This window comes from Solilutibacter tolerans (assembly GCF_900155935.1).
Lineage (GTDB): Bacteria > Pseudomonadota > Gammaproteobacteria > Xanthomonadales > Xanthomonadaceae > Solilutibacter > Solilutibacter tolerans.
Genome location: NZ_FTLW01000003.1, coordinates 23,353 through 38,672, shown reverse-complemented (window position 1 = coordinate 38,672; position 15,320 = coordinate 23,353). Strand labels below are relative to the sequence as shown.

Below are 15,320 nucleotides of genomic sequence, written 5' to 3'. Positions count from 1 at the left end.
GTGTTCCCCCCGAACAGCAGTCTTAGCGAATGGGCTCGTCCAGCATCATCTGCCTCACAAAACGAACCGGCGGTGCGCCATACGACAGCACTCGGTCATGGTACGCCTTGAGATTGAAGTTGGGGCCCTGTTTGGCCTCCACGGCGCGCCGGGTGTCGAAGTGCTCCTGCACACCCACGAAGTAGGTGGGCAGCTGGGCTGATGTCAGCTGGGCGCGCACCCATTTGCCGGCCGCCTCGCGTTCCTGCTGGAAGGTCTGCCGGGTCATGAAATCCATCGCCTGCGCGCGGGTCCAGCCATCCACATGCACACCTTGGTCGAGGATGGCATTACCGATGGTGCGCAGGTAGAACTTCAGCTGCACCAGACGGAAGAGCGGATCGTTATCGAGGTAGCCGGCATCGGCCATCATCCGCTCGGTGTACACGCCCCAGCCCTCTGCGAAAAGTCCGGAGCGCAGTACCGCGCGCAGAGTGGAGTTGAAGTCTGCGGAATGCGCGCCTTCCAGATAGTGACCAGGCATCGCTTCGTGGATCGACAGCAGGTGAATCATGCGGTCGTTGTATTCGCGCAGGAAGGATTCGGTTTGCTGCGCAGTCCAGTCGTCCGGGATCGGCGAAATCGCGTAGTAGGTATCGAGCCCCTTGTCGAGCGGACCGGGCGAGTCGCAATAGGCGACGGCCACGCCGCGCTGGAATTCCGGCATCAAGATGATCTTGACTGGATCGTCTGGCACCGTCACAAGATCATGTTTGCGCACGAAGTCGGTGGCGATGGCCAGCGTCTGCTTGGCGAAGGGAACGACTTGGTCACGTGCGGGGCGCTCTGCATAAGCGAGCTCAAGCGCGGCCTCGATAGCCGCCTGTTGCTGCGTGGCAGTGGGTTTGGCGGGAAGGACAGGCGCGCCGCGATGCCCCTTCAATACCTGTTGCGCGATGCTGTACATCTCGCTGCGCGTGCGCTTGAGCCCGGCTTCTGCGCGTTGCTTGATCTCGCTGCGCGACAACGCGGAGTTGAGCGAGAACGCCAGCTTCTGGTCGTAAATCGATGCGCCCAAACGGAAATCACCACGCGCATTCGGCACCAAGGTCTTGTCCAGCCACTCCTGATTTTCAGCCACGGCAACGCGCAGTGCTGCAATCGCGGCATCCAGTCGCTTGCGATCATCATCGTTCAATTGATCGGCATTCGGAGTGATGAATTGATCGATCAACACCAACACGCCGCCATTTTGCTTGGCGACGGTCTCGGCGTGGATCTTGGGTACGCGTGCGGGGTCCAGGTTTGCGCGCATCTGCGCATAAATTTGTGGCAGTTTTTCCATGCGCAGCGTTGCCGACCTGAGGCGATCAGGCAGCGGCGCGAATTCGCGTGCCATCAGCCCGTAGATCGCACTGCCAGCCAAGCCGCTGTAAGCCTGCGGGTCCCACGCCCAGCTTTGCAAGGTTTCGCTGCCCCAGATGTCCGACCGCAATTGATTGCGCAAGATCAGTGCATCGACCTGATTCTGGCGGGACAGCGCGGAGGCATCGATCGCATCCAGCCGGGCCAGCATCTCGCGCGAGAAAGCCAGGCTGCGTGCGCGGCCTTCCGCAGACAGGTCGTCGATTTCGCTGTCGTAGCGATGATCGCCGATGGACGTGGCGGAGATCGGCGAGAGTGCCAACATCCCTTCCAGCCAGTCTTTCGACAAGCCTGCAAAAGCCGCATCGGCGGTGACGGGGGTGGTCGATGTCGCTCCTTCGGAGGCAGCGACATTCGCCGTGGTGCTGGCGGGTGAGGTTGCACAGCCCGAAGCAATCAGGCTTGTGAGGGCGAGGGCAATCAAAGAGGGACGCATCGGGTTTCCAGATCCGGGCATCCGCTTAGATTACGCGCTGGCGGGCTCCGATGCTGGGGACGTGCCATCGACGATGATGGCATCTGCCACAGCAACTTGCGGGGCTGGCGGCAATGGACTGATCGATGTCAACGCCGACAAACGCGCGATCCGTGCCCACCACAGAGCGAAAACAGCTAGTTGGGCGAGGATCCAGACCAAGCCAGCAGAGCTGGTCACGCTGCGCATCGCAGGTTGCTGTAGCAGCATCGCCAACCCAACGCCGATTGCTACGGTTGCGATGACCACCAGCAGCACCGACAGCGGACGACGCAGCATCAACATCAACCCACGCAGCCACGCGCGGAACGCCGATCGCAAGCCTGTATCTGCTGCGAATGCCGCACGGGCGGATTCGATGCTGATCCAGCAAAGCAGTGACGTAATGCCCACAACCCACATGACGATGGAGTTTCGCTGCTCGCCAATGGATGCGAGGATGCGCGTGTCATTGCCGTGACGCGCCCAGAAACTCGCCAACACAGCAATCAGCCCGACGACGGCCCACGGGATCAGTGCAACAAGCATGAGCCGGAACTGGCGGCCATATTCGCGCCAGCCGCCGGCCCAGAGTTCGCCGAAACGCAGTGAGCGGCCTTCGCGCAGGCTGGCGACGAGCATGCCGGTGAGCCATGGTGTAAGTAGCACTGCGATCATGATGGCGCTCATCAGACCTTGGCCAATATTTAACAAGCCGTGGCTGCCAGCGCCATCGCCTAAGGTCATCACGCTATCGGCGATCGGTGCGATGTCTTGCGCGGACACGATGCGAGCAGCGTCCGGGTTCTGGCCCAGAGCCTGATTGAATAGGCCAAATACCGGACGTGCAAAAAAAGTAGCCGCGATAAGACCCGCAAGCCACGCCAGCAACATCAGGCGCCAGTGGCGGAAGCTGCCGAGCATTGCAGAGAGCAGGGCGGCGAACGCATTGCGGTTGTTGGAAGTTTTGATCGTCATGTTCATGCCCCCATCACCCATGCCAGCAGGATCTGCATCCATGCCAATGCGCGACTGCCGTAGTACTTGCCGGCATCGGTGTTCGATTCCAATGCACGAGTGTTGTCATTGATCGAACGATCCATCATGTACAGCTGGTCAGGATCGATCTGCACTTTCACGGCCTTCGAAGGCCGCACCCAGTTCCAGCGGAACCATTTCTGCTGGCCTGCGAAGCGAACCGTCTCAGTGCTGCCATCGGCGAAGGTCACCTTGAGCACCTGTGGCACATCGGCGCCGCTGCGCTTCACTACCACGCTGGTGCGATAGGGGTAGGGGCCGCTGCCAGGCTTGGCCTTGGGATGTGACTTCTTCCACGCCTCGCGCGTCTTGGACATGGCTTTGCCGCGCGCTTCGCTGCTGGTCGGCTTGTCGCTGCCATCGACATAGCCCAGCTTGGGCAGTTCTTCGACACTGGTGAAGGACTGTACGCCATCATCGACCACTTGGGAGCCGTAGACCGATTGCGCGAAGTTACGTTCGATGATTTCGCGCTGGCCGGTGCCTTCGGCCAAGGCTTCGCGGAAATCGGCGAGCGAGGGGTGACGGAACTTCCAGCGCTCGTAATACAGCTTCATCGCGCGAGACATCGCTTCGCGGCCGACCTGTTTCTCGATGCCGCGGAGCAGGGTGGAGGTGCGCGCGTACACGCTGCCGTAGCTGCCAGTGTCGCTGCGATCCCAGCTGTTGTTGCCAAGCGGGTCCTTGGCGTCGCCCAAACCAGCGGTCAAGCGATCCAGATCCAGTGGGTCGACGCTGGGGGCGAAACCAAGGCGAGCTGCTACTTTAGCGGGCAACGGCACGATGCGCTGCTTGCGATCAGCCAGCATGCGGCTGTCCCAGTACTGATTGACGCCTTCGTCCAGCATAGGCTCTTCGAACTCGTTGGAGGCGAGGATGCCGTAGAAATAACCATGGCCGAATTCGTGGATGGTGACGAATTCCAGTGCGTATTGCTCGATGCCGCCGGGCTTGTAGTTTGGGATGCTGTCGGCGGTGAAGAAGGTTGGGTACTCCATGCCGCCGGCTTCGCCCGCGTTGTAAGGCGGAATGACCGCGGTCACCGTGCGGTAGGGGTAGCGTCCGAGCGTCTTGGAAAAATAGGTCAGCGAATCCATCGTAGCCTTGAGCACCGTTGGCGCGTTGTCGGCGTATTCCGGTGGGAACAACACTTTCACCTTGACCGGATCGCCACCCGGATAGGTCCATGTTGCTTCCAGCGGTTTTGCGGTGCGCTTGTCTGCCGTCCAGGCGAAATCATGCACATCGCCCTGCACATATCGGTAGGTGGTCTTGCCGTCTTTCTTGACAGGTGTGCCGGTCAGCTCGCCCGTCGCACCGACGGTGTAGTCGGACGGCACGGTCAGGCTGACGTCGTACAGGCCGAAGTCGGCGTAGAACTCGCTATGCAGGTGGAACTCGTGGACGTTCCAGCGCGGCGCGGTCGCACCACGCTCGCCCGGCAACTCCAGCACGCCGATCTTGGGGAACCACTGCGCGACCAGATGGAAGCTGCCGAAGTAGCCCGTGCGCGCCACCACCCGCGGCAATTGGTTGAAGAAGTCGATGTCGAGCGTGGTCGCGGAGCCAGGCGCGACAGGCGTTGCCAAGTCCAGGCGCACCACGGTCTTGTCGGTGCTCGGGCCGCCATCGGGTTGTACGAAACTCCACTTAACGGGCTGTCCACCTTGCACGACGCGCTTGAGCTTGGTGTAGCCCCAGTCGCCGTCCTTGGTTTTCACGTCGCTGCGGAATCGAAAGCCACGCGTGCGCTGCTCCGACATGAAGGTGCTGCCGCTGGATTCGAAGCCATTGAGGTAGAGATGCAGGTACACGGTGCAGACCGGCTGGGTACTGCGATTGCGCCAGTTCAGCTGCTGCTTGCCATCAATGGTGTGTTTGTCGGGATCGAGGCTCGCCTGGATGCGGTATTCGACGACACGACTGGACAAGGTCGCCTCATTGCCCGTGCGCGGCCCACCCCAGGCATCCGGTGCGCTAGGTACGCTTACCGCACCGGCATTCGCATCGGCGAAAGGAATGGCAGGGCAGCGCGGATCAGCAAGCGTTGCCGCAGGCGGGGATGCAGATTGGGTGGTGGTGGGCGTGGTTTTCGCCGACATCGCCAGTGGCGCCATGCACGCCAACAACACGACCCAAGACAACGCACGATGCGACATCGCTCAATTCCCAGGCTGAAAACACAAGCCTGCCGCAAGCGCGGCAGTGGGGCAAGGTGACCGATGGCAGGGGTGTTCGTACCTAGTCGGGGCTAGCGATGCGTTCGGCTGCGCTGCGAATGCTATCCGGCAGGGGCGCAGGTTTGCCGGTCTTGCGGTCAATCCACACCACGACGACCTGCCCGTCGCAATGCAGGCGGGCATTCGCGGCATCGACCATGCGATGTCCAATGGTCAGGCTGCTGGTGCCGATACGTGTCGCGAAGAGCTCGATGTCGATCTCGCTTGGGTATTCGATCGGCAGCCGGTAGTTGACCGTCGCCGATGCCAGGACGGGCGCGCGTTCGCCATCGAACCACGCAGTATCCTGCGCATTCAGCCACTGGATACGTGCTTCTTCCAGATAACGCAGGTAGGTCGCGTTATTGACGTGATTCATCGCATCCAGGTCACCCCAGCGTGGGGAGATGCGGAAACGAAAGACGTTTTCGGCGATGTCGTGGCTCATGCTTTCTTCCTTTTTCCTGCGCGCTGGTTCTGTGCCTGCAGCAACTGTGCAAGGAACTGACCGGTATGTGATTGCGGCATGCCAGCGACGTCCTCAGGTGTGCCTTGCGCGATGATCTGGCCGCCGCGGTGACCGCCTTCGGGGCCCAGGTCGACCACCCAGTCCGCGGTCTTGATGACATCCAGATTGTGTTCGATGACGACGACTGTATTGCCGTCGTCGCGTAGGCGATGCAGCACCATCAGCAAGTGCTCAATGTCGGCGAAATGCAGGCCGGTCGTTGGCTCATCCAGAATGTAGAGCGTTCGCCCGGTATCGCGGCGCGACAGTTCCTTGGACAATTTCACGCGCTGTGCTTCACCGCCGGAGAGCGTTGTCGCTGATTGCCCCAGCTTGATATAGGACAGGCCGACATCGATCAAGGTATCCAGCTTGCGACTGATCGCCGGCACGTTTTCGAACAGTACCGCCGCATCCTCGACTGTCATTTCAAGCACGTCGTGGATGGTGTGGCCCTTGTAGCGTATCTCCAGTGTCTCGCGGTTGTAGCGTTTTCCTCCGCATACATCGCAAGGCACGTAGACGTCAGGCAGGAAGTGCATTTCCACCTTGATCAGGCCATCGCCTTGGCAGGCCTCGCAACGACCACCGCGCACGTTGAAGCTGAAACGTCCGGGCGCATAGCCGCGTGAACGCGCCTCGGGCACCTGCGCGTACAACTCGCGCAGCGGCGTGAACAAGCCGGTGTACGTCGCCGGGTTGCTGCGTGGTGTGCGGCCGATGGGCGATTGGTCGATGTCGACGACCTTGTCGAACAGGTCAAGGCCGACAATTTCCTTGTACGGCGCGGGCGAATGCGAAGCACCGTTGATCTCGTTCGCAGCCAGTGCATACAAGGTGTCGTTGATGAGCGTGGATTTGCCGGAGCCGGAAACACCGGTGATCGCCGTCATCAAGCCGGCCGGGATTTCCAGGTCGACGTTCTTGAGGTTGTTGCCGGATGCCCCCTTCAACTTGAGCAGGAACTTCTTGTTCGGCGCGTGGCGTTTGGCCGGGACTTCGATGGCCTTGCGCCCGGACAAATAATCACCGGTAAGCGAGCGCTTCGATGACATCACGTCATTCACGCTGCCCTTGGCGACCACTTCGCCACCATGCACGCCCGCGCCAGGACCGATGTCGACGACGTAATCGGCCAAGCGAATCGCATCTTCATCGTGTTCGACCACGATCACTGTATTGCCGAGATCACGCAAGCGCGTCAGGGTACCAAGCAAGCGCTCGTTATCGCGCTGATGCAGGCCGATCGAGGGCTCATCGAGCACATACATCACGCCAACGAGGCCCGCGCCGATCTGTGAGGCCAAACGAATGCGTTGCGCTTCACCACCCGAGAGCGTATCGGCCTTGCGTTCCAGCGTGAGGTAATCGAGACCGACATCAACTAGGAATCCAAGCCGCTCGGCGATCTCCTTGACGATCTTGGCCGCGATCTCGCCGCGCCAACCAGGCAGGCTGAGCGATGCAAAAAAAGCCAGCGCTTCGTCGATGGGTTGCTGGCTGATCTCATACACCGGACGGTCGGCGACGAATACATTGCGCGCCGCGCGATTCAGGCGTGCACCTCCGCAATCGGGGCAGGGGCGCTCGCTGATGTACTTCGACAACTCCTCGCGCACTGCGCTCGATTCGGTATCGCGATAGCGGCGCTCGAGGTTGGGGATGATGCCTTCGAACGGGTGCTTGCGCGTGGTGCGGCTGCCGGCATCGTTGACATAGGTGAAGCTGATCGCTTCCTTGCCGCTGCCTTGAAGCACCGCCTGCTGAACATCTTCGGGCAGCGTGCTCCACTGCGTGTCGACCTTGAATCCGTAATGCTTGGCCAACGATTGCAGCATCTGGAAGTAATAGGTGTTGCGACGGTCCCAGCCGCGCACTGCGCCCGATGCCAGTGACAATTCTGGATGCACGACTACGCGTGCCGGGTCGAAGAACTGCGCCATGCCAAGGCCATCGCAGGTCTCGCAAGCACCGACCGGCGAATTGAACGAGAACAGGCGCGGCTCCAACTCCGGTAGAGAGTAGTCGCAGACCGGGCAGGAATATTTCGATGAGAAGAGTAGCGGCGCAGCGGTTTCGTCATCCAGCGACTGCACGATCGCCATGCCCTCGCCAAGTTTCAGCGCGGTCTCGAAGGATTCGGCGAGTCGCTGCTGCACATCGTCACGCACCTTGAAGCGATCGATCACTGCTTCGATGGTGTGCTTCTGGCGTAGTCCCAGCGTCGGCACATCGTCGATTTCATGCAGTTCGCCGTTGACGCGCACGCGCACATAACCTTGCGCACGCAATTGCTCGAATACCTGCGCATGTTCACCTTTGCGTTCGCGTACGACGGGTGCCAGCAGCATCCAGCGTTGTTCGGCGGTCTTGGCATCCTTGCCCAGCGCCATGACCTGATCGACCATCTGGCTGACGGTCTGCGCTTCCAACGGAAAGTGATGATCCGGGCAGCGAGGGATACCGACGCGTGCATACAACAGGCGCAGATAGTCGTAGACCTCGGTGATGGTGCCAACGGTCGAGCGCGGGTTGTGCGATGTCGATTTCTGTTCGATCGAAATCGCTGGCGACAGACCTTCGATGTGATCGACATCGGGCTTTTCCATCACCGAGAGGAATTGCCGTGCGTAAGCAGAGAGAGATTCGACATAACGACGCTGGCCTTCGGCATAGATCGTGTCGAAGGCCAGCGATGACTTGCCCGAACCGGACAGCCCCGTGATCACGATCAGCTTGTCGCGCGGCAGGTCGAGGTCGAAGTTCTTGAGATTGTGCGTCCGTGCGCCACGGATGCGGATGGTGTCCAACGCCACAGGGATTCCTTGGGGGAGGCGAGAAGGGCAATCGCCCAGCGTAAAGGGCCTGACAAGGCCGGGCAACCGGTGATGCAGGGACTGAATAGATAGTGTCGTCACAGGACAATCGCAAGGCATGCGACGCCGCAAAAAAGAGGGGCGGCGAAGCGCCCCGATTACCCGCGTCCCGGGGGTTATTGGGCGAGGGTGTACTCGATGCGGCGGTTCTGGGCCTTGCCTTCGTCCGTCGCGTTGTCGGCGATCGGCTTGTCCTGACCATAGCCCTTGGCGGTCAAGGTGCCGGCATCCACACCGAACTCGACCAGTTTGGCCATCACCGCATTGGCGCGTGCACCCGACAAGCCCATGTTGGCGGCGGCATTGCCGACGTTATCCGTATGGCCACCGACCTCGATACGCGTGCCGGCTGGTGCTTTCTTGATGTATTCGGCGGCATTGCGCACCAGAACCATGCTGGCGGGTGAAATTTCCGCCGAACCGGTCTTGAACTGGATGTTGACCATGCTGAGCGCCTTGACCAAGTCGGCACCTGAGAAGCCTTCACGCAGCGCGGCGAGCGCATCGGTGCCCTTGTCCAAGCCCAAGATCTGCACGCCATCGAAGGCACCATTGAGCTTTTCCATCAAGGCATTGCGGTCCACATCGGACATCGCCGAGGTGTCGAACTGCAACTTGCTGCCGTCGAAGTCGAACTTCAAACCCTTAGCCTTGAAATCCGGCAGCAGGGCGACCAGCTTGTCCAGCCAGCCTGCTGCGCCGGTAGCGGGGTCGACAGTGATGTCGCCCATGACATTGCCGTCACCGAAGTTGGCGACCAGCGCATCCCAGAGCTTAGTCTTGTCGGCGTCGCTGGCGACCTGGCCGTTCACCGTGACTTTGCCATCGGCATTGGCGAAGCCGAAGCGCGGGTTGACGCTGGTAGCCGCGACTTCCGTTGGCGTTTCGGCCGTTGAGGGTGCCGGGGTGGCCTCGTTTTTGCTGCAACCCTTGAACCAGAATAGTGCGGCGATCAGCAGGCCTGCCAACAGCAACCACGGCAGCCATTTGCCGATACCTCCGCTACGTGCCGCATCGCCTACACGATCAACCGCGTTGTCGACGGTGCGGACCGTAGCCCGGCCTGCATCGCCGATGGCATCGACCGTGCCTTCGGCAACATCACCGATGGCGTCCCCGGCCCGGCCTGCAGCGTGTGCCGCCCCGCCCACGGCTGCGGCGCCCAGGCCCAATGCACCAGCGCCGGCGTTGCGGAAGAAGTCGCCCAGGCTATCCATGAAGCCGCGGATGCGGTCCGGAATGCCGGTCGGGATGCGGCCGTCTTCGGTCAACGTATTGAAGGTGCCCGGGAGCAGGGCAGCCAAAGCGGAAGCGGCCACACCACGTTCGACCCCTGTTTGGCGGGCGATGGCGTCGATTTCCTGACTGCCCAGTGCGCTTTCCAGTTGGCTGGCATCGATGGGGTCGTTCGGGCCGTTGCCGATCCACGAATCGATCATGCCGCCCATGCCGCGACTACGGAACAAATCCACGAAGCCGGCTGCGCCGCCACGTTTTTCGTTGAAAATCAATGCGATAAGTGACCCAAGCAGGAGCTTGGCCTTGTCGAGGTTCAGGCCGAAACGGGCCGCCACCTCATTGAGCAGATTGCCAAACATTGGAATCCCCGGGTGATAGTTGGAATGGACAGCTACCATGCAAAGACGCACGGTGCACTGCCTGACTATCGTCCACGGCGGGCGTTAGGGTTTGGTTATCGGAAATTCAGTGCGCGCCCACTGCCCACAAGCCTGATTTCCGCTATAATCACTGGTTCAGTGCGGCAGTTGCCGCCTGGAAGAGCCACAATAACTACAAAGGAAGATGGCGATGTACGCAGTTCTGGTTACAGGCGGTAAGCAATACCGCGTCATGCAGGGTGAAACCTTGCGTGTTGAGAAGCTCGAAGTCGAAGCCGGCAGCGAGATCAAATTTGACGACATCCTGATGCTGGGCGGCAGCGATGGCGTGAAGCTGGGCGATGCGCTGAAGGGCGCGACTGTCTCCGCGAAGGTGGTTGGCCACGGCCGCGCCGACAAGGTGAAGATCGTCAAGTTCCGTCGCCGCAAGCACCACCGCAAGCAGATGGGTCACCGTCAGTACTACACCGAAATCGAAATCACCGGCATCGCCGGTGGCAAGAAGTAATTTAAGGAGAAGCAGTCATGGCACATAAAAAGGGCGTAGGCTCCTCGCGCAACGGTCGCGACTCCAACCCGAAATACCTGGGCGTCAAGATCTACGGTGGCCAGGCCATCGACGCCGGCAACATCATCGTGCGTCAGCGTGGCACCCAGTTCCACCCGGGTCCGGGCGTCGGCCTTGGCCGCGACCATACCCTGTACGCACTGCTGGACGGCAAAGTGGAGTTCTCCACCAAGGGTCCGCAAAAGCGTCGCACCGTGAGCGTGGTCGCCGAGTAATCGCCGATCGCGTCACGCGGAAAGCCCCGCCTCGCGCGGGGCTTTTCATTTCTGGCGAAGTACATTTCGTTGCACCGTTACACTTATCAAAACTCGCAGGATTCCGCCCCCATGAAACTGGTCGATGAAGTCGAAATCACCGTCACCGCCGGCAAAGGTGGCAATGGCTGCGTGGGCTTTCGCCGCGAGAAATTCATCCCGTTGGGCGGCCCCGATGGTGGCGATGGCGGCAACGGTGGCAGCGTCTGGCTGCGTGCGGACGAGAACCTCAACACGCTGGTCGATTTTCGCCATGAAAAATTGTTCCGCGCGCAACGCGGCGAGAACGGCATGGGCCGGCAGAAGTACGGCAAGGCGGGCGAGGACCTAACCATCGTGGTGCCGGTTGGCACCCAGGTCACCAACATCGCCACCGATGAATTGATCGGCGACCTGACCCGTCATGATGATCGTTTGCTGGTCGCGCAGGGTGGCAAGGGTGGTCTAGGCAACATGCACTTCAAGAGCTCGACCAACCGCTCGCCGCGTCAATCGACGCCTGGTACGGAAGGTGAGGAGCGCGAGTTACGACTCGAACTAAAGCTGTTGGCCGATGTGGGCCTCTTGGGCTTCCCGAATGCAGGCAAGTCGACCTTGATTCGCGCGGTTTCGGCAGCGACGCCCAAGGTTGCCGATTATCCCTTCACCACGCTCTACCCGAATCTGGGCGTGGTCAGTGTGGAGCCACATCGCAGCTTCGTGATCGCCGACATTCCGGGTTTGATCGAAGGCGCAGCCGATGGCGCGGGCCTGGGTGCGCTGTTCCTCCGCCACATCCAACGCACGGGCTTGTTGCTGCACTTGGTCGAGATTGAGCCTCTGGATGGCAGCAGCGCTGCGGGCCAGGTTCGCGCGATCGAGCATGAGCTCGAAAAGTTTGAAGCCGGCCTCATGGAAAAGCCGCGCTGGCTCTTGTTCAACAAGGCGGATTTGTTGACCAAGGAGGACGCAAAAATCCAAGCTGAAAAGACCGTTGCCGAGCTGGGCTGGACGGGTCCGTGGTTCATCATCTCGGGGCTGGCGCACGAGGGCACGCGAGAAGTGATGCTGCGTGTGCAGGCCTTCCTGGACGAGCAGCGCCTGCTGGAGCAAGAGGCGGCCGAGCAAGTCTGAGTACTTTTCGCGGGTGATCGATCAGGCGCACGACTTCCTTCTGACTTCACATAAGTCGCGCATGATCATGTTGTGACGTCTCGACGTGATCGAAATGCATCGACAAATTCCACCCACGAAAAAGCCTCGCGATGATCGCGAGGCTTTTTGCTTTGCGCTGTTTCCACGTCGCCAAGAAGGCGACAGAAGGAATCAAGCGGCCTTGAGCGCCTTGATACGTGCGTTCAGACGGCTCTTATGACGTGCAGCCTTGTTCTTGTGGATCAGGCCGCGGGCGGCGAAGCGATCCAGCAGCGGCTGGGCAGCGGTCATGGCAGCAGCGGCGCCTTCAGCGTCGTTGGCGTTCAGGGCCTTCAGCACCTTCTTGACCGAGGTGCGCAGCATGGAACGCTGGCTGTTGTTGCGCGCATTGCGCACAATGGTCTGCTTGGCGCGCTTTTTGGCGGACTTGATATTGGCCACGATGAAACCTTTCGAGGAAACTGGTGAGATGAGGTCGCAAGAAGCGAGACCCAAAAGTATGGCCCATTCAACAAGTTGCGTCAACTGGGTAGGGGATCGATGAATAGCCCCGGCCACCCAGCGCCGCCAGTGGATAAAGCCCCCGATCCTGCCGCCGCCACGCCCGAGGCACCGTCCGCGGACATGCCCCCGGCCAAGCGCAGTGGGATGCTCCGATCCACGGCCGTCTTCACGGCCATGACCTTCCTCTCCCGCATCGCCGGCTACCTGCGTGACTGGCTGCAGGCGACGATGTTCGGCGCCGGCCCGGCGGTCAGCGCGTTTGTCGTGGCGTATCGCATCCCCAATTATCTGCGTCGGATCTTTGCCGAGGGCTCGTTCTCCTCGGCCTTCGTGCCGGTGTTGACCGAAATGCGCGAGCGGGGCGACAAGCAGGCTTTGCAGGATTTCATGGACCACGTGGCCGGCGCCTTGCTGGCCGCGGTCATCGTCATCAGCGGCATCGGCATGCTGGCGGCGCCGTGGATCGCCAAGCTGTTCCTGTTGTTTGCATCGCCGGATGCCGGGACCGTGCCGCTGGCCGCGGAGATGCTGCGCATCACCTTCCCCTATCTCACCTTCATTTCGATGACGGCGCTGGCGGGCGCGGCGCTGAACAGCTTCCGCCACTTCGGTCTGCCCGCGTTCGCGCCGATCCTGCACAACCTCGCGCTGATCGCCGCGATGCTGTTGTTGGCCAAGCATCTGAAGGTGCCGGAAATGGCCTTGGCCTGGGGCGTGTTGGCGGCCGGCATCCTGCAAATGCTTTTGCTGTGGCCGGCGCTGGGACGCTTGGGGATTCGCCCGCGCTTTCGCTTCAATTTCCGTCACGAAGGCGTGCGACGGGTGTTCAAGCTGATGCTGCCGACGGTGTTTTCCTCGTCGGTGGCCCAGGTGAACGTGCTGGTGGGGACGATGTTTGCCTCGCTTCTGGTGCCGGCGGCGCAGTCCTGGCTGTATTACTCCGACCGCCTGACCGAGATGCCGCTGGGCCTGTTTGGCGTCGCGATCGGCACGGTGATCCTGCCGCAGCTCTCGCGCCACCACGCGCAAGACGACGAGGCGGGTTACTCCAAGTCGCTCGATTGGGGCTTGCGGATGGTGCTGCTACTCGGCTTGCCGGCGGCCGTGGGTCTGGCGCTGCTGGCCGAGCCGCTGACGGTCTCGCTGTTCCGCTACGGCGAATTCACCAGCCAAGACAGTCAGATGGTGGGCTACGCGCTGACCGCGATGTGCATCGGCGTGCCGGCTTTCATGCTGAGCAAAGTGCTGCTTTCGGCGTTCTATTCGCGCAAGGACACCAAGACGCCGATGAAGGCGGCCGTGTGGACGGTGGTCTGCAACGTGATCTTGATCGTCGCCTTGGTCACGCCGATGTGGAAGATGGGCCTGCCTTACGCACACACCGGCATTGCGGCGGCCACGGCGATTGCGGGCACCTTCAATGCCGTGTTGCTCTGGCGCTGGCTGCGTCGCGATGGCATCTATCAGCCCGAGCCCGGCTGGGGACGCTGGCTGCTGCGTCTGGCGCTGGCTTTGGTGGTCATGGGTGTAGTGGTGGTGGGCCTGCGCGAGTGGATTGGCGACTGGACGGTAATGCGGGCGTCGCATCGCTGGGCGTGGCTCTTGATAGTGATTGCTGCAGGCGGCGCGGCTTACGGCGCTACTTTGTTGCTGGCCGGGGTCAGGCCGCGGCATCTAAGACACTGAATAGGTATAGACAGGGCCGGTATACTGGCCACATCCATGGATTTCCTGTTCCGCGACGCTAAAGGCGGGCGCTTGTGCCCGCAAGGCAGCGTGGTCTGCATCGGTGCCTTCGATGGCTTGCATCTTGGCCATCAGGCATTGTTGCGCCACGCGGTGTCGCGCGCGCGCGCACTGGGTTTGCCCACCGTCGCGTTGGCCTTCGAGCCCTTGCCGCGTGAGTTTTTTGCCCCCGACGATCCGCCGCCGCGCCTGATGTTGCCGCGGGGCAAGGTGTTTGGGATGCGCGAAGCCGGCATCGACGGCATCGGCCTGTTACGTTTCAGCCACGAGATGGTGGCGATGTCGGCCGCCGACTTCATCCAGAAGGTATTGGTCGACCGTTTGGGTGCGCGCGAAGTATGGGTGGGCCCGGGTTTCCGCTTCGGCCACAAGCGCGAAGGCGATTTGGCGACGCTGCAGCTCGAAGGCACGCGTCATGACTTCACCGCGCAGGCCATCGAGCCCTTCACATTGAATGGCGAGCGCGTCTCCAGCTCGGTGATTCGCGCGGCGTTGTCGGATGGCGATTTCATGCGCGCCGAGACGCTTTTGGGCCGTCCGTACTCGATTTGCGGGCGTGTGGTGCGCGGCAAGCAGTTGGGCCGCACCCTGGGCTTTCCGACCGCCAACCTGCGTTTTGCGCGCAAGTCGGCGCTGCAAGGCATTTATGCGACGCGCGTGCACGGGATCGGTGCGCATCCGCATGATTCGGTATCGAGCTTTGGCACACGTCCGACTGTGGATGGCATCGAGCCTTTGCTGGAAGCGCATGTCTTCGATTTCGATGGCGACCTATACGGCCAGCACATCGATGTCGAGTTCGTCGCCAAGATCCGTGACGAGGAAAAATTCGACTCTCTCGACGCGCTGACCGCCCGAATGCGGCAGGATGCCGAGATCGCCCGTACTCTTCTATCTACCCCGCGCACGGCCAACGCCCGCGCCTGAACCGACACTTTGATGAACGAAGCCGACAGCCACCGTTACAAATCCACTCTGTTGCTGCCCGCGACCGAT

11 protein-coding genes and 1 pseudogene are annotated in these 15,320 nt (G+C 61.3%); 5 read left to right on the top strand and 7 right to left on the bottom strand.

Going from position 1 to position 15,320, the window contains the following annotated elements; genetic code table 11:
• Positions 1-22: 22 nt before the first annotated feature.
• From BW989_RS06340 to BW989_RS06315, 6 genes and pseudogenes are all read right to left on the bottom strand, one after another.
• A complete protein-coding gene (locus tag BW989_RS06340) occupies positions 23-1,840 on the bottom strand; it encodes a DUF885 domain-containing protein (RefSeq protein ID WP_076586582.1) in 1,818 nt (605 codons plus the stop codon).
• Positions 1,841-1,870: 30 nt separating this feature from the next.
• The gene (locus BW989_RS06335; protein WP_129582853.1) at positions 1,871-2,836 is read right to left on the bottom strand and encodes a hypothetical protein; all 966 of its coding nucleotides are present in this window, start codon (positions 2,834-2,836) and stop codon (positions 1,871-1,873) included.
• Positions 2,837-2,838: 2 nt separating this feature from the next.
• A complete protein-coding gene (locus tag BW989_RS06330; RefSeq protein ID WP_242651355.1) occupies positions 2,839-5,055 on the bottom strand; it encodes a M1 family metallopeptidase in 2,217 nt (738 codons plus the stop codon).
• 82 nt (positions 5,056-5,137) lie between these two features.
• Complete coding sequence (locus BW989_RS06325; RefSeq protein WP_076586578.1) at positions 5,138-5,563, bottom strand: acyl-CoA thioesterase; 426 nt, start codon at positions 5,561-5,563, stop codon at positions 5,138-5,140.
• Between the two features lie 20 nt (positions 5,564-5,583).
• Positions 5,584-8,439 (bottom strand): annotated as a pseudogene (gene uvrA, locus BW989_RS06320) (excinuclease ABC subunit UvrA); the annotation flags it as partial.
• A 176-nt stretch (positions 8,440-8,615) separates the two neighbouring features.
• A complete protein-coding gene (locus tag BW989_RS06315) occupies positions 8,616-10,136 on the bottom strand; it encodes an OmpA family protein (RefSeq protein WP_083688333.1) in 1,521 nt (506 codons plus the stop codon).
• Between the two features lie 172 nt (positions 10,137-10,308).
• Here BW989_RS06315 and rplU point away from each other — a divergent pair, with 172 nt between their 5' ends.
• The 3 genes from rplU (at position 10,309) to obgE (ending at position 12,053) form a co-directional block, all read left to right on the top strand.
• Positions 10,309-10,626, top strand: coding sequence for a 50S ribosomal protein L21 (gene rplU, locus BW989_RS06310; RefSeq protein ID WP_076587190.1), 318 nt, complete (start codon positions 10,309-10,311; stop codon positions 10,624-10,626).
• A gap of 17 nt (positions 10,627-10,643) precedes the next feature.
• Positions 10,644-10,901 (top strand): 50S ribosomal protein L27, encoded by a 258-nt coding sequence (gene rpmA / locus BW989_RS06305; protein WP_076586572.1) that lies wholly within the window; start codon positions 10,644-10,646, stop codon positions 10,899-10,901.
• Between the two features lie 111 nt (positions 10,902-11,012).
• Complete coding sequence (gene obgE / locus BW989_RS06300; protein WP_076586570.1) at positions 11,013-12,053, top strand: GTPase ObgE; 1,041 nt, start codon at positions 11,013-11,015, stop codon at positions 12,051-12,053.
• Between the two features lie 192 nt (positions 12,054-12,245).
• On the opposite strand, the gene rpsT is transcribed toward obgE, so the two are convergent.
• Complete coding sequence (rpsT, locus tag BW989_RS06295) at positions 12,246-12,515, bottom strand: 30S ribosomal protein S20 (RefSeq protein WP_076586569.1); 270 nt, start codon at positions 12,513-12,515, stop codon at positions 12,246-12,248.
• 129 nt (positions 12,516-12,644) lie between these two features.
• Here rpsT and murJ point away from each other — a divergent pair, with 129 nt between their 5' ends.
• Both murJ and BW989_RS06285 read left to right on the top strand, forming a co-directional pair.
• Complete coding sequence (gene murJ / locus BW989_RS06290; RefSeq protein ID WP_242651353.1) at positions 12,645-14,264, top strand: murein biosynthesis integral membrane protein MurJ; 1,620 nt, start codon at positions 12,645-12,647, stop codon at positions 14,262-14,264.
• A gap of 36 nt (positions 14,265-14,300) precedes the next feature.
• Positions 14,301-15,251 (top strand): bifunctional riboflavin kinase/FAD synthetase, encoded by a 951-nt coding sequence (locus tag BW989_RS06285; protein WP_076586567.1) that lies wholly within the window; start codon positions 14,301-14,303, stop codon positions 15,249-15,251.
• The last annotated feature ends 69 nt before the right edge of the window (positions 15,252-15,320 follow it).

What these genes read in the sequence shown, in the direction of transcription:
- BW989_RS06340 (WP_076586582.1), bottom strand. Translation starts at nt 1,840, where the DNA reads ATGCGTCCCTCTTTGATTGCCCTCGCCCTCACAAGCCTGATTGCTTCG.
- BW989_RS06335 (WP_129582853.1), bottom strand. Translation starts at nt 2,836, where the DNA reads ATGACGATCAAAACTTCCAACAACCGCAATGCGTTCGCCGCCCTGCTC.
- BW989_RS06330 (WP_242651355.1), bottom strand. Translation starts at nt 5,055, where the DNA reads ATGTCGCATCGTGCGTTGTCTTGGGTCGTGTTGTTGGCGTGCATGGCG.
- BW989_RS06325 (WP_076586578.1), bottom strand. Translation starts at nt 5,563, where the DNA reads ATGAGCCACGACATCGCCGAAAACGTCTTTCGTTTCCGCATCTCCCCA.
- BW989_RS06315 (WP_083688333.1), bottom strand. Translation starts at nt 10,136, where the DNA reads ATGGTAGCTGTCCATTCCAACTATCACCCGGGGATTCCAATGTTTGGC.
- rplU (WP_076587190.1), top strand. Translation starts at nt 10,309, where the DNA reads ATGTACGCAGTTCTGGTTACAGGCGGTAAGCAATACCGCGTCATGCAG.
- rpmA (WP_076586572.1), top strand. Translation starts at nt 10,644, where the DNA reads ATGGCACATAAAAAGGGCGTAGGCTCCTCGCGCAACGGTCGCGACTCC.
- obgE (WP_076586570.1), top strand. Translation starts at nt 11,013, where the DNA reads ATGAAACTGGTCGATGAAGTCGAAATCACCGTCACCGCCGGCAAAGGT.
- BW989_RS06285 (WP_076586567.1), top strand. Translation starts at nt 14,301, where the DNA reads ATGGATTTCCTGTTCCGCGACGCTAAAGGCGGGCGCTTGTGCCCGCAA.